Origin of the sequence: Haloarcula sp. S1AR25-4 (genome assembly GCF_031624555.1) — an archaeon.
Taxonomy (GTDB): Archaea; Halobacteriota; Halobacteria; order Halobacteriales; family Haloarculaceae; genus Haloarcula; species Haloarcula pellucida.
This window is the reverse complement of record NZ_JAMQOR010000002.1, coordinates 525,130-546,111: the sequence shown is the minus strand read 5'-3', so window position 1 is coordinate 546,111 and position 20,982 is coordinate 525,130. Positions and strand designations below refer to the sequence as shown.

The window sequence follows — 20,982 nt, the reverse complement described above, 5'->3', positions numbered from 1 at the left end:
ATGGAATACGTTTACGCAGCACTCATCCTGCACGAGACCGGCGCGGAGATCAACGAATCGAACCTGACTGCAGTCCTCGAATCGGCGGAGGCAGACGCCACCACGTCACGAATCAAGGCCGTCGTCGCCGCACTCGAAGACGTCGACCTCGCCGCGACGAAAGCCAAGACGATGGCGACGGGCGGGGCCGCCCCCGCGGTGCCCGAGGCGGACGACGATGCGGATATCGAACCCGAGGCGGTGCCGGACGACGAGGAGACGGCCGACTCCGGTTCGCTCGATACGCTGTTCGAGGACTCGGACGAGGACGACGGAACGGACGACGTCGGGGCCGCGTCGGACGGCGAGCAATCGCCCGACGCCGGCGAGGACGCGGCGTCCGACGACGAGACGGGGGCATAGATGAGTACCGAGACCGGTGACCAGCCGACGGTCCGCACGTTCGAGGGGAGCGCGGACAGGCTCGGGAACGCGTTCTATCCGGTCTACGACTACGTGTTCGAGGACGACGACCCCTTCGTCACCGCCGTCGAGCGGAAACTCGCCGAAGCCCGGATGCCCGCGACCGTCGAGATGTACCTCTCGCGGGCCGTCGGTGTCGGTCTCGTCACGGGTGTCGTCCTCTGGTTCGTCGGCATCTTCCTCGGGTACCTGCTCGCCACCGTCGGCGTCCTCTCGGGCCCGTTACTGGGCGTCCCGCTCCCGGAGAACGGCGTCCTCGTCACGCTCGTCCGGACGCTTCGCGTCCCGTTTCTCGTGGTCGTCCTCGGGTTCGTCCTCGGTGGCCTCGGGTTCGCGCTCGGCTTCGGGAGCGTCCTCGCGATTCCGTACTCGCGTGCGAGCGCCCGTCGTCGGGAGATCAACATGCTCCTCTCGGACTCGGTGTCGTTCATGTACGCCCTCTCTATCGGCGGCCTCAACCAACTCGAACTACTGGAAGCGATGGCGAAGGCCGAAGACACCTACGGCGAGGTGTCCCAGGAGTTCCAGGCCATCGTCAGGGAGACGAACTCGCTCGACACCGACTACCGGACGGCGATTCGCCATCAGCTAGAACAGACCCCAAGCGACGAACTCCGGGAGTTCCTCGTCGACATGCTCGCGGTCATCAACAGCGGCGGCGACATGACCGGGTTCCTCGACGACAAGAAGCACAAGTACATGCGGGCGGCCAAACAGGAGCAAGAGCAGACGCTCGACGTCCTCGAACTGCTCGGGGAGATGTACATCACGCTCTCGCTGTTTCCGTTGCTGCTCGTCATCATCCTCGTCATCATGAACATGCTCGGGAACGCCTCGCAGATGATGCTCTACGTCACCGTCTACGGGCTGATTCCGCTCATCGCTGCCGCCTTCCTCGTCCTCGTCACGACGGTCAAGCAGGACGAGTTCGGCGACGGAATCATCCGACCGCGCGAGCAGAGTGCGTGGCTCGAAACGCAGAGCAAGCGCGGGCTCCGTGACCTCGGGTTCATCACCGCCTTCAGCGGCACCTACCACATCTTCGACCGCATCGAGCGCAAGAAGGGGCTCCAGGAGACGGTCGACCTGTTGCGGAACCCGCACCTGTTCTTCCGGGACAACCCGCTCTACACGCTCGCGCTCTCCGTGCCGGCCTCGATTTCGCTCGTCGTCGCGGCGGCCCTGTCGGGGGCCGTCCCGCTCTCGTGGGACGGCGTCGTCGCACAACCGGTGTGGGCGACGTTCGTCTACTGCTACGTGCCGCTGTTCCTCGTGGTGACGCCGCTGGCGGTGTTCCACGAGTGGGACCGCCGCTCCCGTCGTGCGCTGCTCGGGAACCTCTCGGACACCCTCCTGAAACTCTCGACGGTCAACGACACCGGAGCGACGACGCTCGAATCCATCAGGACCGTCTCGGAGACGTCCTCGGACAAACTCGCCGACGAGTTCAGAATCCTCTACCGGAAGGTCAACTACGGGATGAGCCTCAAAGAGTCGCTCATCGAGTTCAACAACAAGTACCAGATTCCGCGACTCGCGCGGACGGTGAAGCTCATCACGAAGGCACAGGAGGCGTCGAGCCACATCTCCGAGGTGCTGTCGACGGCCGCGAAGGCGAGCGAGGTGCAGGACGATCTGGCGCGAGAACGCCGGTCCCGGACGCTGATGCAGGTCGCCATCGTCCTGATGACGTACGTCACCCTGCTGGGCGTGATGGCGCTGCTGAAAGTGCAGTTCATCGACGTCATGGCGGATTTCAGCACCGGACAGGCCAGCGGGGCCGGCGCGGGGATGGCTTTCGGCGGCGTCGATGCCGACCTGCTCTCGCTCATGTTCTTCCACGCCGTGACGATACAGGCAATCTCCGCGGGCCTCATCGCGGGCTACCTGCGGGACGCGAGTCTCCGGGCCGGAGCGAAGTTCGTCGTAGTCCTCCTGACGATTTCGCTCGTCGTCTGGATGGTGGTGGGGTGAGATGGTGCCAACGTCGACGCGGGGGCAGATGCCCATCGACTTCCTGACGGGGATGGCGGTGTTCTTCGTCGTCGTCGGGTTCGTCCTCCTGTTCGTCCCGGACCTGCTCACGCCGACAGCGGGCGGACAGGAGACAGCACTGGTCGCCGACAGGGTCGGGACCCAACTCGTCGAGTTCCACCTCGGGGACCCCGGGACGACGACGCTCTCGACCTGTGCCCTCTGGTTCTTCAACCAGAGCGGCGCGAACCCGTGTGCCACCTTCGATACGAGCGCGACACTCACCGACCAGGTCGGTATCGACGATAGCTACGGCATGAACGTGACGCTCCGACGGGACGTCGGCGGTGACTCGGCGCGTGAGATACTGTGTGCCGACAGCGGGAGCGTCGTCCCGTGTTCGAGCGGCGGGTCGCAGTTGGCAGTCGGGCCGCCGCCCTCCGCCAGCGACGCGTCGGTCGCCACGGCACGGCGGCACGTCTCACTCGACGACACGGACGCGGTGTTACAGGTGGAGGTGTGGTGACGATGTCGACCCGCGCGCAGGCGTACACGCTCGAAGCGTTCGTCGCCGCATTGCTCCTCCTCGGTGCCGTCGTCTTCGCGCTTCAGGCGACGGCCGTGACGCCACAGACTGCGAGTACGGCGAGCGAGGCCCAGCAGCGCCAACTCGAACGCGTCGGGAGCGGCGTGTTGGACGCCGCCGCCGCGGACGGGTCGCTCCGCCGGACGGTGCTGTACTGGAACAACTCGACCGGGACGTTCCACGGCCTCGAACCGTACGAGTCGGCCTACAGCAACGGCACGCTACCGACCGACGTCGGGGACCGACTCGACCGGAGCGTCGGCGCCGACGGCGTGGCCTACAACGTCAACGTCCAGTACCGCGACGTTTCGGGCGCGACTACCACGAAACCGGTCGTCGACAGCGGGACCCCGAGCGACGACGCCGTCAGGGTCGCCGCGTTGCTCACGCTGTACGACGACGACGTGCTGTATACGGCTTCGGAGGCGCCGACAGAGCACACGCTGGCGAACGCGTCTTTCTACGCACCCGACAGCGCTCCCGACAGCGGCGTCTACAACGTGGTTCGGGTGGAGGTGGTGCTGTGGTCGACCTGACGGGCCCCGAACGAGCGGACCGCGGACAGGTGTTGCTCGTGACGACGTTCGGCATCGCCGTCCTGTTCGTGGTACTCGCGCTGGCGTTGAACGCCTCGGCGTACTCCCAGACGATGGCCGCGAGCCACGGCGACGACGGCCGGGACGCCGTCGGATTCGCCGACGCGGCCGTCGAGGGGACCGACGGGACGCTCGCGTACGTTAACCGGCACAACGACACCGACTACGCGACGCTCCAGACCGAACTGGACGAGGGCGTCGCCGACTGGAGCGACCACGCCGACGGCTACGCGGCCCGACGCGGGGCGCGAGCGACCGTTTCGGTCACTGGGACGACCAACGGGACCCGAATCGTGCAGGCCAACGCGACGCGCCCGATGACGAACGTGTCCGGGGCGGACAACTGGACGCTCGCCAGCGGCGTCTCCGGCACCCGCGACGCCCGACTGAACGTCTCCGAAAGCGCGCTCGTCGACTCGCCGGACGACACCAACGCGACCACGTTGCACGACGACCACGTGTTCCACCTCGACGTGACCGACGGGTCCGACGTGTGGCGACTGTTCGTCTACCGGAAGAGCGGCGACGTGGTCGTCAGAGTGCAGGACACGAGCGGGTCACTACAGCCCCGCTGTGCCGTCTCGGCTGGCGGGGACGGTTACGCCGTCGTCGACCTCTCGAACGGGTCGGTCGAAGGCACCCACTGTCCGCAGGTCGCCGAGTTCGACGCCGTAGGGGGGTCCTACGACGTCGAGTATCACTGGGGGTCGAACGCCGCCGGCAACTACACCATGACCGTCGACCGGTCGCGCCCCTTCGTCGAGGACAGCGACTACGGGACGGCGGGCAGCGGCGACCCGCACGTGACCGAGCGCCTCTACAGCGCATCGGTTCGCGTCACGTACGAGACGCCACAGTCCTCGTACGTCACCGAGACGACGGTGCTGGCGGGTGATGCAGATGAATGACCGCGGCGCCTCGACGGCCGTCGGGTACGTCCTGACGCTGGGTATCACGCTGTTGCTCGTCGTCGCCCTGCTCTCGGTGTCCGTCTCGCTCGTCGAGGACGAGCGCAGTAAAGCGGTCCACTCGGAACTGTCCGTCCTCGGGAACCGTCTCGCCGCGGAGTTGACCACGGCGGACGGCATGGTCCGGGCGGCGGACGCGCCGGGGACGGTCACGGTGCGAGCGACGCTTCCCGACCGCGTCGCGAACGGGCAGTACCGACTCAGCATCGACGAGCGAGCGGCCACCGGGTCGTTCTATCGGTATCGCATCGTCCTCGAAAGCGACGTGGCCGACACCTCGGTCGCGGTCCACCTCAAGACCGGGACCGAGGTCGCGGAGACGACCGTCGACGGCGGGCCGGTCGTCGTGACCTACGACGACGGGACCGACACGCTGGAGGTGGTCGCGTGACCGACCGCGCCCAGAGTACGACGGTCGGGTTCGTCGTCATCTTCGGTACCGTCCTCGTGATGGTCGGCCTCGTCAGCGTCAGCGGATTCGCGGCCCTCGAAGACGTGCGCGACGAGGAGCGGGTCACCAACGGCGTCCGGTCGTTCGAGGTGCTGGCGACCAACGTCGACGACGTGGCCATCGAGGGTGTGCCGAGTCGGACGACGACGGTGAAACTCGATGGCGTCTCGCTGTCGGTCGGGCCGAGCGTGACCTTCGAGGTCCGCGTCCCGGCCGATGGCTTCCGGAAGACAGTCGAGACCCGGCCGCTCGTACTGGACGCCAAGAGCGGGACGCGGGTCGTCTACGCGAACGGGGCCGTCCTCCGCGAGGACCGGGCCGGACAGGTGATGGCCAGACCGCCGCGACCGCTCGTCACGGCCGACTACGCGCGGCTTCACCTCGTTCGCACTCGACCAGTGGCGGCGACGTCGGTCGGCGGCCAGACCACGGCCAGCGTCCGGACGACCGCCAACGGGACCACGGTCGCGTCGACCGGGACGGCGGGCGAGACCGTCTACCTCAACGTGACCTCGCCGCGGCACGAGGCGTGGGGCCGCTCCCTCGATAGCCACCCACAGGTGAGTTGTGCGCCCGTCGGCGGCGAGACGGTCTCGTGCGTGCTGACGACCGACGAGACCACGGTGTCGGTGACGGACGTGGACGTGCGACTCGGCGACTGAGTCGGTGCTTTTCGCTCTCGTTACAGGTCCCGAACCGCGTCGACGGCGGCCGAAAGCGACGGCGCGTCGAAGACGTCGCCGCCGACGTAGGCGTTGGTCCCGGCACAGTAGAGGTCCCGAGCGGCCATGATAACCGACTCGTCGAGCGGTTCCGGTTCGCGGTCACACAGCGACTTCCAGTCGGCGGTGCCCTCCTCGGTCGCCCGCTGTTTGGCCGTGGAGACGGCCTCGACCCACTCCGGCTGGGTTCGCTTGTGGTACTGGCGGATGACCTCCTTCGAGACCTGCTGGCCGTCGTAGGAGAAGCGGTTCTCGTCGAAGGTGCCGACGACGTCGGCGACGCGAATCTGGCCCTCGTGGTAGAGACACTCGATTTTGCCGTCCTCGTGGACCAACTCGGCATCTGCGGCTTGGTCCGTGACGACGTGGTTGACCACGAGCGCCAGTTCCTCCAACTGATCGACGCTGGCGGCGCCGGCGATGCGGTCGGCCGCCGCACGGTCGAGGTAGCTGTCCTGTTCCTCGTACTTCGTCGAGAACTCGACGATTGGCTGGTCTAAGTCGACCACCTCGTCGGGCCACGCCTCGAAGTCGAGGCCGTGGTCCGCGGGGTCCGTGCGCGTGCGGAGCGACGACCCGACGGGGACGCGGTTCCGGAAGACGATTTCGAGCGGAATCAGGTAGTTCTGCCCCGCGGCGTCGTGGTAGGCCTCGTAGTCGTACTCACCGTCCGCAAAGGGCAGGTCCGGCACCTGCGTCAGCGCGATGACCATCTCCTCGGGGGCGTGGCCCGCCGAGAGCGCCTCGCCGAGGTCCAGCACCTCGTCGCTGTCGCCGGCCCGGACGCCCTCGTAGTGGGTCGGGATGTGGTTCTCCTCTAGCAACTGGAAGTTGAACGCGCCCATCGTACACAGCGACGCCCCCTTCTCGGGAATCGTGTCTGGCATCTTCCCCCAGTCGAACACCGAGTAGTCGTCCGTGAACACGAACGCGCCGCGACCGAGATCGGTGGCCGTCGCCGCCTCGTCGATACGGAACTCCTTGACGCTCGTCATTGCCGGCGCTTTGCGGGCGGGGACAAAGACGTTTCTCACTCGGCGCGAACAGTCTCCGCGGCAGATAACCGAGCCGCGGCGTCTGGGAGTCTCGACGGCAAGTCACCGGGCCGGAGAGTCCGTTGGCCTGCGGGCCCGGTCCCCGATACCCGGCGTCGGCGGCAGCGACCGTTTGTGCGCCGTCGTCGAACACATCGAGACGAGGCGGGCCGCCGTGTCTTCGGCCACGTCGAGCGCCGCAGCCACGCGCTCGACCGACTCATCCTGTTCGACGACGCGCCACAACACGGCGTCGACGACGTCGTAGGTCGCGCCGAGGTCGTCGGCGTCGGTCTGACCCACGCGGAAGCCGGCGGTCGGCGTTCGCTCGACGATGGCGTCAGGGAGGCCGAGGTGTCTGGCGAGTTCCCGGACCTCGGTCTTATAGAGGTCGCCGAGGGGGAACAGGTCCGCGCCGGCGTCGCCGTGTTTCGTGACGTACCCCAACAGGAGTTCCGACCGGTTGGCGGTGCCTACGACGAGGCGGTTCGTCCGGTTGGCGACGTAGTACGTACAGGCCATCCGGAAGCGGGCAATGGCGTTCCCGAGCGCCCGGTCTTCGGTCGGCGCCGAGCCGTCCGTGACGTCGGGGTTTAGCGTCGGGACGACCGCCTGATGGAACTGCTGGAGGAGCGGTCGCAGGTGAACTCGCTGGAACGCGATGCCGAGGTGGTCGGCGACCGTTTCGGCCTCCATCGCCGCGCAGGCGTCGGTCTTGTGACAGGGCAACGCGAGGCCGAGCACCCGGTCGGGGCCGAGGGCTTCGGCCGCGAGGGTCGCTGTCACCGTCGAGTCGAGGCCGCCGCTCATCGCGACGACGACGCCGTCCGCGTCGGCGGCCCGCACGCGCTCACGGAGGAACGCGGCGACGGCCGATTCGACCGCGGCCACGTCGTCACGGGGGAACTGCACTGGGCTGTCTGGGTACTGCGTCTGGTCCGTCATTGGTGTCCGTCTGTCGCTCCTACGAGCGGACCTGACGACCGGCGACATATACGACTAGTCCTTAAACACCTGTGAGAATCGGAGGATGCTAGCGGTTCGGGCCGCCGACGGAGGGGAACCCATTTGCCGTCGCCGCGACATCCACGACCACATGGCTGGGAACCTGCTCGTCGCGGTGGGTGTCATCGTCGCCGCGACGGTGGCGATATGGAAAGGCAGCGAGTGGCTGGAGGCGGCGAGCGAACGGCTGGCGGCCTACTACGGCCTGCCGGACGTGGTACAGGGGGCGATACTCGTCGCCGTCGGGTCGAGCTTTCCGGAACTCGCGACCGTCGTATTCGCGGCGCTCGACGGATCGATGCCGCTGGGCGTCGGCGCTATCGTCGGGTCGGCCATCTTCAACGTCCTCGTAATTCCCGCCGTCGCCGGCATCGCCACCGACGACGACATCGAGTCGAATCGGACGCTCGTCTACAAGGAGGCGCAGTTCTACATGTTGGCGGTGTCTGTGTTGCTCATTACGTTCGCGCTCGCGGTCATCTACTACCCCGGCGACGTGGCGCTCTCGGGCGAGGTCACCCGGCCGCTGGCGGCGATACCGCTGGCGCTCTACGGCCTCTACGTCTTCATCCAGTATCAGGACACGGCCGACTACGAGAGCGACGGGAGCGAGGCCGTGGACGTCGCCGTCGGACGGCAGTGGCTCTTCTTGCTGGCCGGCCTCGCGGTCATCCTCGTCGCCGTCGAGAACCTCGTCCACTCGGTGTCGGTCATCGGCGAGGCGGTCGGCGCCGACGAGTTCCTGCTCGGCGTCACCATCCTCGCCGGGGCGACGAGCCTTCCGGACACGCTCGTCAGCGTTCGCGCCGCCCGCCAGAACCGTGGCGTCACCTCGCTGGCGAACGTCCTCGGCTCGAACACGTTCGACCTGCTCGTCGCGATTCCGATGGGCGTGTTCATCGTCGGCGCGTGGACCGTCGACTTCGAGATGGCGGTGCCGATGTTCGGCGTCCTCACGCTTGCGACCATCCTCCTCTTTACCGCCCTGCGGACCGACCTCGCCTTGAGCACGGTGGAGTCCTACGGACTGCTGGCGGCGTACGTCACGTTCGTCGCGTGGGTGGTCGCCGAGACGGTCGGTGCAGTCACCGGCGTCCTCCCGTCGGGATAGCCCGCCGTGGGCCCGGGAACGCGCTGTCCGCACACACCCACACGTTTTTTGCCGTCGTTCCCGTTCGGACGAGCAATGCCGGACGCCTTCGACGCCGCGGACCCTGCCGGGGAGTTCGACTTTGCCCACCGGCCGGTGACGGACCAGTCCTTCGAGAACGCACTCGCGAAGGCGCGCGACGGGGCGCGTCTGTCCGTCGCCGACGGCGTCGAACTCATCACCACCGGAACCGACCACGACGGCATCGACCGCCGGCGGAAAGAACAGGTGTTAGAGGCCGCAGACCGACGGCGGGCCGAGGTGGTCGGCGACGAGGTGACGTTCGTCGCCAACCTCAACAACAACGTCACGACGGCCTGCAACACCGGTTGTCTGTTCTGTAACTTCAAGGACCGCTCCGAGCAGTTCCGTAGCAGCTATCAGGACGACCACGGCGGGTTCACCAAGACCCCCGAGGAGTCTCGTGACATCGTCAGTGACGCCATCGACCGCGGCATCTACGAGGTCTGTTCGGTCTCCGGCCTCCACCCGGCACTGGCGCTCGATGCGGAGCATCTGGAGATGCTGGAAGCCAGCGACCGGGGCGACCTGAACTACCGCCCGGCGAGCGAATACGACGTCGACCCGGGCACCTACTGCGAGCAGATACGCGCGATGGACGTCGGCGGCGTCCACGTCCACTCGATGACGCCGGAGGAGGCCTATCACGCCCGCCGGGGGACCGACTGGTCCTACGAGGAGGTGTTCGGTCGCCTGCAGGACGCCGGCCTCGACAGCGTCCCCGGCACGGCCGCCGAAATCCTCGTCGACGAGGTCCGCGACGTCATCTGCCCCGGAAAGATAGACAGCGGCGAGTGGCTGGCGGCGATGGAGGCCGCCGCAAGCGTCGGCCTCGATACCACGGCGACCATCATGTACGGCCACGTCGAGAACGCGACACACCGCGTGGAACACCTCCAGAAGGTCCGTGACCTACAGGACCGGACCGGGGCCATCACGGAGTTCGTCCCGCTGTCGTTCGTCCACGCGGAGACGCCACTGTACGAACGCGGCATGGTCTCGGGCGGCGCCAGTCCCGACGAGGACGAACTGATGATCGCGGTCTCGCGGCTCTTTCTGGACAACGTCGACCACATCCAGTCTTCGTGGGTGAAATACGGCGACGCTCACGGCCTGAAGATGCTGACCTGTGGCGCCGACGACTTCATGGGGACCATCCTCTCAGAGGAGATAACGAAACGCGCCGGCGGCGGCTACGGCGAGTTCCGCTCGTTCCGCGAGTACACGGACATGATAACTGCCATCGGCCGGACGCCCGTAGAACGGTCGACGGACTACGAACAGCGCCGCGTCGTCGACCCCGACGCCGACGTGGTCGGTCCGGAACTCGGTCCGCGGGCCGACGGGACGCCACTTCTGAACTGAGGCGCCGCTACGGGGCGAGTCGTTCCGTCGTAAAACCGAGGCGACCACGTCCTAGGTCGTAGTCGCCCCGAAACGACGTCGTTGCCCGGGTTGGCTGTCAGAGGCACGCCCCGGACATGTTACACATAGGCGCTCCAGAGGGTATATAACTAGGACCTAGCTGTCTAGGCGATTCTCAGTACTTGTAACTGCGTGAGGGAATTCCCTCACAGTTCACGCACGGCACACGGCGTTTCGGCTGACCGGACAGCACGCACAAAGCCCAGCTACGACCGACTGCGGGGCGCTGGATGGACTGTCCTCAGGCGTCGACCGGGTTCTCGCCCCGTTCGAGGACCGACCGGAAGCGCTCGCCAGCGGCCGTGTCGGCGCCGATAGCCTCGCGAATCGGCGGGGAGAGCCACTCGTCGTCGGCGAACCGCTCGTACACCGGCAGGCGCTCGGTGAGGGGCACCGACGCGCTGTCGGCGACGGCCCGCAGTTCCTGCAGGGCGGGCCACTCGTACTCGGGGTTGATGTGGTCGACCGTCACCGGGGAGACGCCGCCGAGGTCGTCGATGCCGCAGTCGGTCAGGTCGCGGGCCGGCGCGAGGTTGGGCGGCACCTGTACCGATACCTCCTCGGGCAGGCCCGAACGCGCCATCGCCGTCACGCGGCGCATCGTCGCGAGGTCCGGCGACCCGTTCTGCCAGCGCTCGTTTTCGACGACCGGTTGGACGATGACCTCCTGTACGTGACCGTAGCGGTCGTGCATCTCGCGGATAGCGAGGATACTCTCTGCTCGGTCTCGCCAGTCCTCGCCGAGGCCGACGAGGATACCGGTCGTAAACGGGACGCCGAGTTCGCCGGCGGTGCGAATCGTCGCCAACCGCTGGCCGGGATTCTTCGCCCGGGGGCCGCCGTGGGCCTGTACGTCTGCGGTCGTCTCCAGCATCACGCCCATCGAGGCGTTCAGGTCCGCGACCGTCGCCATCTGCTCGCGCGTCTGGTCGCCGGGGTTCGCGTGGGGGAGAAGCCCCTCCTCCAGCGCTATCTCGCAGGCCTGTCGGAGGTACTCGTGGATGGTCTCGTGGCCCAACGCGGCCAGTTGGTCGTACATCTCCGTATAGCGGTCGTCCGGGTCGTCGCCGAACGTGAACAGCGCCTCCGTACACCCGGCGTCGGCCCCCCGCTGGCACGTCTCGCGTATCTCCTCGGGGGTCATGAGGTCGGCCTGTCCGGGGGGGTCGTAGTACGTACAGTAGGTGCAGGTGTACCGACAGGCGGTCGTCAGCGGGACGAACACGTTCCGACAGTAGGAGAGTTCGTCTGCGGCGTCGACGTCGGCCGGCGTCACTGACACCAAGCGCTCTATCGCGTCGTCGTCGATGGTCACGTCGACGTCGTAGGCCTCGGCCCCGGGAATCACGTCCGCCGGTCTGTGCCGGACGACCAAAAGGGTTCACTCACGGGCGACGCCCACGCGGCCGTCGTCGTCGAACGACAACTCGAAGCCGGCGTCGGCCAGCCAGTCGGCGGCCGCTCCGTCGCCGTGGAGCAGGACCTCCGCGAGGTCGGCCGGTTCGTCGACGTCCGTCGCCAACACTCGCGAGTCAACCTCGGCGAGACTGGCTCCGACAGTCCGCGCGATGCGGCGGTGGTCCCGAATCGACGCGCCGTGGTAGTCCACCCGGAAGTCCGGGTGCCGGCAGACGACGGCGTTCGTCCCGCCGCCGAGTCCCGGCGCCAGTACCACGTCGGCATCGGGAGCGAACAGGCGGTCGACGGCCTCGGCAGTGAGAAGCGGCAGGTCGGCCATCACCACCGCGAGTGGTCCCGCCGAGAGGAGGTCGTTGACGAGCGCGTCGAGGCCCCGGTCGTCGACGGTCACCGGCGCGTCACACTCGACCGGTCCGGTCGAGACCACTTCGGGGCTGTAGCCGGCGCTCCCGAGCGCGGCCACGACGTCCGCGAGCATCGCCTCGGTGAACTCGCGTCGCTCGGCGGGACTGAGAACGGGCGAAAGCCGCGTTTTGGGGTCTCTCCCCGAGACGGGGACGACGGGTCGCATTACAGTTTGCTGTAGTCGTCGCCTTGGGTCTGCGTGTAGATGTAGTATCCGCCACCCGCGAGCAGGAGCAGGACGACGAGTCCGCCGCCGGCCAGCAGGAGCGTCTGGGTCGTCTGCTGGCTCTGCTGGGCCTGCTGGGCCGTGTCACGGGCCTGATTCGCGAGGTTGATCGCGTTCTGGAAGTTGCCGTTCTCGTAGGAGGAGACGGCACTGTCGACCAGTTGCTCTGCCTCCTGGTTCCCACCGGCGTTGTCGATGGCCGTCTGGGCGCTGTCGATGGCCTGTCGGGCCTCACGGCTGTCGGCGGTGTAGTGGTGGGCCGTGCTGTTCTGGAACTCCTCTTTGTTGCTCCCACTCACTCGCGTGAGGCTGGCGACGACGTACTGCTCTTCTGGCTGGTAGGTGTAGTTCTCGACGGCCGGCGTCGTGCCGGTGAGTTCGACCCGGACCTGGTCGCCGTTGTTGTCGATGTCGAGGCCCTGACTGAACGACTGGTCGCCGTAGGTCTGCTGGCTGACCTGACTGCCGGCGCGCAGGACCGTCACGGTCCAGCTAACGTTTTCCAGTTCCGTCTCGCCCGCGAGCGTCCACTCGTTGGACGTCCCGGTGAAGGGGTCGTCGACAGTGTAGGTGACCGTTACCTCCTCCCCGACGGCGGATTCGGAGGGCACGCCCTCTGCAGAGACAGTAAAGGCGCTGGCCGTACCGGCGAACGCGAGCAGGCCGACCACACAGAGGACGGTGACGATGCCCCTAGAAGAGTGGATCGAGTTCATCCTCATCGTCTTCAACCAAGTCCTCTAAGTTATCTTCGCTTTGCTTCCTGATGTCGTCGATGTTGTCCTGTGCCTCGATTGCGACCTGCTGGAGTTCCTTGATTCGCGGGACGTTGTGGACGCCCGCCAGCAGGATGGAGGCGGCGACCTTCGGCGCGTTGGTCGGGTAGTCACCACCGCGGACCTCCATCGAACCGGTCTGCTCCTCTAGCCACTTGCGACCGCGCTCGATACCTTTCCGGTTGAGGTGTTCGGGCGGGCCGGCCATGACGAGGAGGGCGCGTTCGGCACCCTCGATTTCGCAGGGGAGCGTCAGCCGACCGAGTGCGGCCTTCCGGACGAGCGACGTGATGCGGTTGGTCGTGTTGGCGGTATCCATCCCGTCGTCGCCGCCGTTGTCGCCGCCCTTGAATCGGGAGAGGAGGCCGCCGCCTCCGGAGGAGAGTTCGACGTCCTCGGAGGCGTAGCCGACGGTGGAGACGCCACCGCCGTCGAGCGTGTTGATGATCTCGGAGGAGTCGACGACGCTCTCGGCGATGTTGTCGCCGGCCTCGACCTCACCGGCACCGAAGAGGACGCCGAAGCGACGGACGATCTCCTCGTTGATGTGGTCGTAGCCGCCCTCGACGGACTCGCCGGTCTTGCGCCAGGCGTCGTTGTCGAACACCATGAGGTTGTCCACCTCGCGGACGAACGTCTGGAACGACCGGGCGGCGTTCAGCGTGTAGATGCCACCCTCGTCGCTCCCGGGCAGGACGCCGAGTCCGTAGACGGGTTCGGTGTAGATGCGTTTGAGGTGTTTCGCGATGACCGGCGAGCCACCGGACCCGGTCCCCCCACCGAGGCCGGCGACGACGAGGAAGGCGTCGACTTCGTGGACCGGGATGTTGTCGATAGCGCCCTGTATCTCGTCGATGTCCTCCTCGGCGATCTCCGCGCCGAGTTCGTTGTCTGCGCCCACGCCGTGGCCCTTGACGCGGGCCTGGCCGATGAGCACTCGATTCTCCTCCGGTATGTGTTCGAGTCCAAGCAGGTCTGCCTTCGCTGTGTTGACCGCCACAGCGGAGCGGACGATTCCCGAGTTCGTGTTCTGATCGTACTCGAGGAACTTGTCCACGATTTTACCGCCGGCCTGCCCGAAGCCGATCATCGCGAGTTTCATTGATATGGTCCTCCGCTTAAAAGCCTCAAGTAGGATTGCGCGTATAAGTTTTTTGCCCAAATCTCACCGATGAAAGTCCGACTGAAAAACAAAAGAATACTGATGTTAGGGGGCCATTATTCCCGCTCTGTCTCGGACAGACCGATTTATCGCGGCTGCGGGTCGGCGCCCGTCGGAGACAATCCACTATTAGGTCTGAAAAACCGCTGCTCGAGTCGCTACTCGACGCCGAGATAGTCCCCGTACGTCCGCATGGCGTTCGGGTCGACGCCGAACGCCCCGACGTCGTTTTCTCTGGGGGTGTTGTCGAAGTCCAATCCCTCGTACTGGTCGCTCCCCATCGGGAAGCCGAGCGCCCCCAGTACCGGCAGCCCGATCTTCGCCAGCGGCATCGGCAGCGGGACGATGGTGATGGACTTGCCCTCGGCCTCGAAGACGAGTTCGGTCGCCTCCTTGAGACTCAGCGTCTCCGGACCACCCACCTCGTATATCTGGCCGACGTGTTCGTCCCCTTCCAGGGCGTCGGCCAGCATCGGCACGAAGTCCTCGACCCAGATGAGCTGGAAGTGGGCCTTCTCGCCGCCGCCGGGCAGCGGATACAGGGGGACGCCGGGGGCGAATATCTGCTTGAGTCGCTTGGTGAAGTAGGCGAACTCGTCACCGTCGCCGAAGACGATGGAGGGCCGGAAGATGACCCAGTTGAGGTCCGAGTCTTCGACCACTTCCTCGGCCTTCCCCTTCGCGCGGAGGTAGTGGGTCGCGGCGTTCCGGTCCGCGCCCAGCGCACTCATCTGGAGGAATCGGTCGACGCCGTGTTCCTCGGCGGCCCTGACGCTGTTCTCGGTGCCGCCGAGGTGGACCACCTCGTGCATCTCGTTGCCGCTGTCGGGCTTGAACAGCGGCGACAGAGCGGGGAGGAAGACGACGGCGTCTTGCCCCTCGAAGGCCCCCTCGATGCTGTCGTAGTCGGTCACGTCGCCTTCCTTTCGGGTTACGCCCGTCGGCAGGTCGGCGTCGTGTGGGTTCCGCGCCAGTGCGGTGACCTCGTGGCCTCGGTCGTCGAGTTCCCGACACAGATACTGTCCGATGAAGCCGGTCCCGCCGACCACAAGTACGTCCATACCCGTTTCGTCGCTGGGCGAGACCGTAAAGGTAAGGCGCAACTGGTTTGGTTTTCCCCGCTCGGCCCGTATCAGAGACGGCCAGACCACGCTCCGAGGTGCTTACGTACCCCGGCGCCGACGGTCGGATATGCTCGTCACGCTCGAAGGCCTCGACGGCAGCGGCAAGACGACGGTCTGGGAGCGACTCCGGGCCGGCGACGCCCTGCCGGGAGACGCCACGTTCACCCGCGAACCGACCGATAGCTGGTACGGCGAGGCCGTCCAGCGCTCTATCGACGACGACGATGCGGACTCGCTTGCGGAACTGTTCCTCTACACGGCGGACCACGCCGCCCACCTCGCCGACACCATCCGACCGGCGCTGGCAGACGGCCGTCTCGTCGTCTCGGACCGCTACTCCGACTCCCGGTACGCGTATCAGGGGGCGACGCTGTCTGGCACCGACCACTTCGAGGACCCGCTCGAGTATGTCCGCGAGGTCCACGCGCCGTGGACCCGACCGCCGGACCTGACGGTGTATCTCGACCTCGACCCCGAGACGGCCGCCCGACGGAGCGGTGCCACCAACAAGTTCGAGACGGCGGACTATCTGGCGGACGTTCGGGAGAACTACGAGCGCCTCATCGAGGACGACTCCGAGCGGTTCGTCCGCGTCGACGCGACGGCCGACCCCGACGACGTGTACGACCGCGTCCGGTCGGCGATTCTCGACCGACGCGACTAGTTCGTCGACGTCGGGAGGTCGATCTCGTCGGGCGAGGGCATCCAGACGTAGTCGAAGGTCATCCCGACGACCAGCGGCAACACGACGCCAAGCGAGAGGAACGTTATCGTCCCCAGCGTGATGAACGGGCCGACGGGAACCGACAGGAGGACCGAGAGGAGCAAGAGCACGAACGCGCCGAACAGAACCGAGTAGAGCGCACCGCCCCACCGTGTGTTCATGCGGACGCGGAAGAAGCGGGTCACGAGTGCCGCCACGGCGCTGTTCACCAGCACGATGACGACCAGTCCGACGAGGCCGACGACGCTGACCATACCCGCTCTAGGGTGGCGACGCTCTTTGCCGTGTCGGAATCGCTCACTCCAGACAGATGTACGTCCGCGTGTCCGATACACCTTCGAGGTTACGGACTCGCGTCGCGACCGACTGCATCACGTCGTACACTTCGGGGCCGGTCGCCTCGGCGATGATGTCGTACTGGCCGGCGACGATGTGTGCCTCGGTGATCCCTTCGGACTCTTCGACCGCCGAGAGCAGTTCGTCTGACTTGCCCGCGACGGTCTTTATCATGATGAACGCGCTGACCATACAGTGGTATGCGATACCATGACCCAAAAAGTTTCGCGCGACCGACCAATGGGAGCGCTCCGGGTCTTCGCGGGCCCGGCGTGTCCGAGACCGACTCCCCGAACGCTGGTGGTTCGCCGGGATACTTTTATTCACTACCGTCTCGTACGGCTTCACATGCGATTTGTTATCGTGGGTGCAGGACGCGTCGGTATCCGAACCGCACGCGTGTTGCGAGAGAGCGGGCACGACGTCGTCCTCATCGAACAGGACGAGGGCGCTGCCGAGCGAGCGCGCACTGCCGGCTTCGAGGTTATCGAGGGTGACGGCGCCATCGAGACTATCCTCGACGAGGCCGACCTCGATGCCGCCGACGCACTGGGCGCGCTCACCGGCGACCTCAACGACAACTTCGTCGCCTGCATGATCGGCAAAGAACACGGCTGTCGGACCGTAATGCGCATCGACGAGGACTACCGCGAGGAGATATACCGCCGCTACGCCTCGGAGGTGGACGAGGTCATCTACCCCGAACGACTCGGTGCCATCGCTGCGAAGAACGCCCTGCTGGGCGGGAACATCCGCGCCGTCGCGGACATCGCCCAGAACCTCCAGCTCGTCGAGTTCACCATCACCGAATCCTCGCCGATGAACGGCTACACCCTCTCTGAACTGGAACTGCCGGCCAACGCCAAACTGATGGCACACGGGAAAGGCGAGTCGGCGCTGACGATTCCCAACCCCGACGAGACGCTCGAACTGGGCGACCACCTCGTCGTCCTCGCCGACTTCGACACGCTCGCCGACGTTCGCTCTATCGTCGTCGGCGAAAGCGGCCGCGCGACTGCACTCGGAGGTGCCTAACGATGGTCACTGCTTACGTCATGGTCAAAGCTCACACCGGCGACGCGGACCGTCTGAAGAACGAAATCGAGGCTATCGACGGGGTCACCGAGGCCCACATCGTCGCCGGTGACGTCGACCTCATCGCGAAAGTAGAAGTAGAGACGCCCGCCGAAGTCAAGGACGTAGCCGCTACTCACATCCAGGAGATATCGGGCGTCGAGAGCACCCAGACGTACATCGCGATGGACTGACCCACCGGCAGGTTTCGGCGGAAATCCAAACAGTCGAATAGCCTTACCGACAAGCAGGGTGTAGTGACACATACGCAAGTCACGCTACTGCAAATCGATAACTACGGGCCGTGGACGGTGACGCCGTCGCCGCGGCGCGAAGTCGACCTCCAGACGCTGCAGTCACGGCTGTACGCGGACCTCTCACAACTCATCGGCAACCGCGAGGGGTACGTGTTCTTCTCGCGATTCGACAACATGATCGCGGTCACCAACGGCCTCACGATGGCCGACCTCTCGCTGATCCAGGAGTCCATCCGCAACCGGTATCCCGTGACCCTCAGTATGAGCGTGGCCGTAGACGGCTCACCTGCCGAGGCCCTCGAAGTCGCCACCTCGCAGTTACAGGACGAGGGGTCCGCACAGGACGAGACGCGGACCGAGGTACTGCGTGGTGACCCCATCTCGGAGGTCGAACGCACTGCCCAGGACGTACAACTCGCACACTTCGACGTCGACAACGCGACGGAGAAGTACACGGACCAACTCAACGAGTTCGACACGTTCATCGAGATAGAGCAGGGCTACGCCGAACTCATGCAGTACATGCGCCGGGCCCACGACGCCCTCTCTTTCTTCGTCGGCGGCGACAACGTCATCGCCGTCTGTCCGAGGATGGACGCCGAGGCGTACGCCGACGCCATCGACCACGTCGAGGACGCCGTCGGCGTGGAGTTGAAAGTCGGCGTCGGCCGGGACCGCACCGCACAGGGCGCGGGCATGGCGGCGAAACACGCGCTCGAAACCTGTCGCGAGGCCGGCACCGCCGTCGAGATGAACCTGTAGTCGCTCGCCTACAGCGGCGTGCCGCCGCGGGTCCCTTCGCTCCCGCCGGTACTCGCCGAGTCCAGCAGGTCCGCGACGGTACCGACGTAGTCGTAGCCGGGAACGATACCCTCGACGTAGGTGCCTTCGACGTACTCGACGAACGCTTTCGCCGCGTCGGCGGCCTCCCGTTCGCCGCCGAGACTGAACCGGTAGGTGACGACGACGTCTTCGCCGTCGCGTTCGACGGTGTACTCGTCTAGCTCGACGGCCACGCGGGTCGACTTCGGCGCGTCTTCGAGGCGGCGCTCGAAGGTCTCGAACCACCCGTCGGCGACGGCCGGCCCCACCTCGTCGGCCGTCGCGGCCTGCAGGGACGGGGCTCGGACCGTCACTTCGTAGTCAGTCTTCCACGCCTCGCCCTCGCTCGCCGTCACTCGCCCGTCGAACCGCGTCGTCTCCAGTGCGTAGCCGTCGCCACCGGCGACGAATCCGTCTCGGTCGTTAAAGACCCGCTCGACGTCCGCTGGCACGTCAGTCATTGCACGTCTCTAGCCGTCTCGGCAGGAAAAACGCATCGTGTCGCCGAGGACGGCAACAGACACGTCGTCGTCCGCGTCGGAAAATGCGAGGGATGGGATTCGAACCCGATGCAAACGCTCGCTTCGCTCGCGTTTCCGCGATTCGAACCCATCCGATAGATTCACACGGTCCTCACGTCCGTTCGGACCGATTTCATGCGAGGGATGGGATTCGAACCGAACTCAGACGGTCCGGGCGTGCGGCGCGATGCACCGTTCCGGGGCTGCGTCTGATAGGCTTCGAACCTATCCGGTAGATTCACACGGCCCTCACGTCCGTTCGGGCCGATTGCATGCGAGGGATGGGATTCGAACCCATGGACCCCTACGGGAGCGGGTCTTAAGCCCACCGCCATTGGCCAGGCTAGGCGACCCTCGCGCATGCACCTCTCCACACTCAGAGGGAAAACGGGTTTCGGTTACCAGTCGACCGAAAGGGTGCCGTCGCCGTTGGGGTCGGGGGCGATCTCCTCGTCGGTCCGCCGGTCGACGACGTGGATGACCCCGCGGTCCTTCTTCGCCGGGCACGCCTCGGCGGCCTTCACGTTGTGGTCGAGTTCCGCCTCGCCGAAGAAGTACGTCTTCGGCTTGGCGATGCCCGTATCGAGGTCCAGCGACCAGTTGGCCGAGACTTCGGCGCACTTGCCCGCCCCGAAGCACTTGTTGGCCTCGAAGATTATCTTGTAGGGCTTTTCCTCGACCGGCGGCGCGTCCTGCTCGCCGACGTCACTCGGGTCGACTGGCTCGTCGGTCTCTGTCATGTGTGGGGATTATCGGTCGACAGTCTTTCCCCTGTCGGTTTCCGCTACGTGATGACTGTCACGTCGTCGCCGACCGCCAGCGACTGCCCTCGGTCGGCCTCCGGCACTCGGCCGATGAGCATCAGTGTGTAGAAGTGGTCGAAGGCGTCCCGGTCGGCCCACTCGGGGAACGTCGCCCGGCGGCGCTCGATGAAGCGCTCGCGGAAGTCGGGGGTCCGGTCGCCGGTCTCCGGGTCGCGCTGGGGGACGACACAGCGGCCACACGGCGTGACCCCCTCGATGCGGACGCCGCCGGCCTCGAACGCCGGGGCGTCCGCGCCGACGAAGCGGTCCTCCCAGAACGCCGGGACGCCGCCCACCTCGACGTTCGCGCGGAGGCGGCGGCGCATCCCGTCGACGGTCACGTCGTCGAACCACCCGGCCACCGTCTCCAGCGTCGCGGTGCTGACGACGGAAGGGCCCATCTCTCGACGGTCGACGTGTCCGCGATCCGCATCTCGTACGATGGTCAGGTCGACGTCGAACACGTCGCCGAACCACTCGGCCGCGCGCGCCCGGTCCGATTCGGTGTCGAGGGCGAACTGTTCGCGTCCCACGTCGGGGACCGACGCGCCGAGCGTCCGGGTCTCGGGGTCGTAGGTCGTCGTCACGTCGTGGACGCGGGCGGTTCGCTTGCCGTTGACCACGTCGCCGTCGGCGTCGAATAGCGCGAACTCTCGGTCGTGGGCGAGGGTGCCGCCCGGGAGGACGGTCGAGTGCTCGACGTCGCGGCCGTCCAGTGCCTTTACCGGATAGACGGTGAGTCGCTCGATGTGTGCCACTGTTCGGAGACAGAGGCGCAACGGGCATAGCCGTTACTCACCGCGTGGGTCGTCGTCGACGCCGGCATTCGCTCGACGGCGTGTCGCGTCACACGTGGCCGAGCGCGACCACTAATATAGGGGGGCTGACAAAAACCCCGAAAGCGACAGGATTAGGTGACGGGTGGAACAATCGGTGTGC

The 20,982-nt window shown here is 66.3% G+C and carries 25 protein-coding genes and 1 tRNA gene; 13 read left to right on the top strand and 13 right to left on the bottom strand.

The annotated features are described in order from the left end of the window. From NDI85_RS11515 to NDI85_RS11485, 7 genes are read left to right on the top strand one after another with little or no spacing between them, the layout of a single operon-like run. Complete coding sequence (locus NDI85_RS11515) at positions 1-402, top strand: 50S ribosomal protein P1 (RefSeq protein ID WP_310915832.1); 402 nt, start codon at positions 1-3, stop codon at positions 400-402. Beyond that, positions 403-2,436 carry a type II secretion system F family protein gene (locus tag NDI85_RS11510; RefSeq protein ID WP_310915831.1) on the top strand — a complete coding sequence of 678 codons (2,034 nt, stop codon included), beginning with the start codon at positions 403-405 and terminating at the stop codon, positions 2,434-2,436. A 1-nt stretch (position 2,437) separates the two neighbouring features. Beyond that, the gene (locus tag NDI85_RS11505) at positions 2,438-2,962 is read left to right on the top strand and encodes a hypothetical protein (protein ID WP_188996417.1); all 525 of its coding nucleotides are present in this window, start codon (positions 2,438-2,440) and stop codon (positions 2,960-2,962) included. Between the two features lie 2 nt (positions 2,963-2,964). Beyond that, the gene (locus tag NDI85_RS11500) at positions 2,965-3,558 is read left to right on the top strand and encodes a hypothetical protein (RefSeq protein WP_188996419.1); all 594 of its coding nucleotides are present in this window, start codon (positions 2,965-2,967) and stop codon (positions 3,556-3,558) included. Then, the gene (locus NDI85_RS11495) at positions 3,546-4,526 is read left to right on the top strand and encodes a hypothetical protein (RefSeq protein ID WP_310915830.1); all 981 of its coding nucleotides are present in this window, start codon (positions 3,546-3,548) and stop codon (positions 4,524-4,526) included. The genes NDI85_RS11500 and NDI85_RS11495 overlap by 13 nt, the downstream gene beginning before the upstream one ends. After that, positions 4,513-4,977, top strand: a complete 465-nt coding sequence (locus NDI85_RS11490; protein ID WP_188996423.1) for a hypothetical protein — start codon at positions 4,513-4,515, stop codon at positions 4,975-4,977. Before NDI85_RS11495 ends, NDI85_RS11490 begins: the two co-directional genes overlap by 14 nt. Beyond that, positions 4,974-5,699, top strand: a complete 726-nt coding sequence (locus tag NDI85_RS11485; RefSeq protein ID WP_310915829.1) for a hypothetical protein — start codon at positions 4,974-4,976, stop codon at positions 5,697-5,699. The genes NDI85_RS11490 and NDI85_RS11485 overlap by 4 nt, the downstream gene beginning before the upstream one ends. A 20-nt stretch (positions 5,700-5,719) precedes the next feature. On the opposite strand, the gene NDI85_RS11480 is transcribed toward NDI85_RS11485, so the two are convergent. After that, complete coding sequence (locus NDI85_RS11480) at positions 5,720-6,754, bottom strand: phosphoribosylaminoimidazolesuccinocarboxamide synthase (RefSeq protein WP_310915828.1); 1,035 nt, start codon at positions 6,752-6,754, stop codon at positions 5,720-5,722. Between the two features lie 102 nt (positions 6,755-6,856). Beyond that, on the bottom strand, positions 6,857-7,738 hold the full coding sequence (locus tag NDI85_RS11475) for an NAD+ synthase (protein WP_310915827.1): 882 nt from the start codon (positions 7,736-7,738) through the stop codon (positions 6,857-6,859). A 151-nt stretch (positions 7,739-7,889) separates the two neighbouring features. On the opposite strand from NDI85_RS11475, the gene NDI85_RS11470 reads away from it, so the two are divergent. Beyond that, the gene (locus NDI85_RS11470; protein WP_310915826.1) at positions 7,890-8,909 is read left to right on the top strand and encodes a sodium:calcium antiporter; all 1,020 of its coding nucleotides are present in this window, start codon (positions 7,890-7,892) and stop codon (positions 8,907-8,909) included. A 75-nt stretch (positions 8,910-8,984) separates the two neighbouring features. Further along, entirely contained in the window at positions 8,985-10,334 is a 1,350-nt protein-coding gene (cofH, locus tag NDI85_RS11465) for a 7,8-didemethyl-8-hydroxy-5-deazariboflavin synthase subunit CofH (protein ID WP_310915825.1), read from the top strand. A 301-nt stretch (positions 10,335-10,635) separates the two neighbouring features. Here cofH and cofG read toward each other — a convergent pair whose 3' ends face one another. The 5 genes from cofG to NDI85_RS11440 all read right to left on the bottom strand — a co-directional run bounded on the left by cofG (position 10,636) and on the right by NDI85_RS11440 (position 15,443). Continuing rightward, positions 10,636-11,742 (bottom strand): 7,8-didemethyl-8-hydroxy-5-deazariboflavin synthase subunit CofG, encoded by a 1,107-nt coding sequence (cofG, locus tag NDI85_RS11460; RefSeq protein WP_310915824.1) that lies wholly within the window; start codon positions 11,740-11,742, stop codon positions 10,636-10,638. Positions 11,743-11,775: 33 nt separating this feature from the next. Next, a complete protein-coding gene (gene cofC / locus NDI85_RS11455) occupies positions 11,776-12,384 on the bottom strand; it encodes a 2-phospho-L-lactate guanylyltransferase (protein ID WP_310915823.1) in 609 nt (202 codons plus the stop codon). Further along, positions 12,384-13,160 (bottom strand): hypothetical protein, encoded by a 777-nt coding sequence (locus tag NDI85_RS11450; protein ID WP_310915822.1) that lies wholly within the window; start codon positions 13,158-13,160, stop codon positions 12,384-12,386. The genes cofC and NDI85_RS11450 overlap by 1 nt, the downstream gene beginning before the upstream one ends. Then, entirely contained in the window at positions 13,138-14,322 is a 1,185-nt protein-coding gene (locus NDI85_RS11445) for a tubulin/FtsZ family protein (RefSeq protein ID WP_166972349.1), read from the bottom strand. The genes NDI85_RS11450 and NDI85_RS11445 overlap by 23 nt, the downstream gene beginning before the upstream one ends. A gap of 218 nt (positions 14,323-14,540) precedes the next feature. Continuing rightward, positions 14,541-15,443 (bottom strand): complex I NDUFA9 subunit family protein, encoded by a 903-nt coding sequence (locus tag NDI85_RS11440; protein ID WP_310915821.1) that lies wholly within the window; start codon positions 15,441-15,443, stop codon positions 14,541-14,543. 130 nt (positions 15,444-15,573) lie between these two features. Here NDI85_RS11440 and tmk point away from each other — a divergent pair, with 130 nt between their 5' ends. Next, positions 15,574-16,170, top strand: coding sequence for a dTMP kinase (gene tmk, locus NDI85_RS11435; RefSeq protein ID WP_188996443.1), 597 nt, complete (start codon positions 15,574-15,576; stop codon positions 16,168-16,170). Here tmk and NDI85_RS11430 read toward each other — a convergent pair. Together NDI85_RS11430 and NDI85_RS11425 are read right to left on the bottom strand one after the other, a co-directional pair. After that, entirely contained in the window at positions 16,167-16,484 is a 318-nt protein-coding gene (locus tag NDI85_RS11430) for a hypothetical protein (protein WP_310915820.1), read from the bottom strand. The genes tmk and NDI85_RS11430 overlap by 4 nt on opposite strands. 43 nt (positions 16,485-16,527) lie before the next feature. Beyond that, positions 16,528-16,758 (bottom strand): Lrp/AsnC family transcriptional regulator, encoded by a 231-nt coding sequence (locus NDI85_RS11425; protein ID WP_166972341.1) that lies wholly within the window; start codon positions 16,756-16,758, stop codon positions 16,528-16,530. 156 nt (positions 16,759-16,914) lie between these two features. On the opposite strand from NDI85_RS11425, the gene NDI85_RS11420 reads away from it, so the two are divergent. The 3 genes from NDI85_RS11420 to NDI85_RS11410 all read left to right on the top strand — a co-directional run bounded on the left by NDI85_RS11420 (position 16,915) and on the right by NDI85_RS11410 (position 18,659). Further along, a complete protein-coding gene (locus NDI85_RS11420) occupies positions 16,915-17,601 on the top strand; it encodes a TrkA family potassium uptake protein (RefSeq protein ID WP_188996447.1) in 687 nt (228 codons plus the stop codon). Positions 17,602-17,603: 2 nt separating this feature from the next. Continuing rightward, a complete protein-coding gene (locus tag NDI85_RS11415; RefSeq protein WP_166972336.1) occupies positions 17,604-17,834 on the top strand; it encodes an Lrp/AsnC family transcriptional regulator in 231 nt (76 codons plus the stop codon). A 63-nt stretch (positions 17,835-17,897) separates the two neighbouring features. Further along, positions 17,898-18,659: a GTP cyclohydrolase III gene (locus NDI85_RS11410; protein ID WP_188996449.1), complete on the top strand. Its 762-nt coding sequence runs from the start codon at positions 17,898-17,900 to the stop codon at positions 18,657-18,659. Between the two features lie 8 nt (positions 18,660-18,667). Here the strand turns inward: NDI85_RS11410 and NDI85_RS11405 are convergent, their stop codons facing one another. From NDI85_RS11405 to NDI85_RS11390, 4 genes are all read right to left on the bottom strand, one after another. Further along, positions 18,668-19,180: a DUF5813 family protein gene (locus NDI85_RS11405; protein ID WP_310915819.1), complete on the bottom strand. Its 513-nt coding sequence runs from the start codon at positions 19,178-19,180 to the stop codon at positions 18,668-18,670. A gap of 333 nt (positions 19,181-19,513) precedes the next feature. Then, positions 19,514-19,598: transfer RNA gene (locus tag NDI85_RS11400), tRNA-Leu, on the bottom strand. A gap of 40 nt (positions 19,599-19,638) precedes the next feature. After that, positions 19,639-19,980 (bottom strand): ferredoxin, encoded by a 342-nt coding sequence (locus NDI85_RS11395; protein WP_166972330.1) that lies wholly within the window; start codon positions 19,978-19,980, stop codon positions 19,639-19,641. Between the two features lie 44 nt (positions 19,981-20,024). Further along, positions 20,025-20,801: an MOSC N-terminal beta barrel domain-containing protein gene (locus NDI85_RS11390; RefSeq protein WP_310915818.1), complete on the bottom strand. Its 777-nt coding sequence runs from the start codon at positions 20,799-20,801 to the stop codon at positions 20,025-20,027. Between the last annotated feature and the right edge of the window lie 181 nt (positions 20,802-20,982).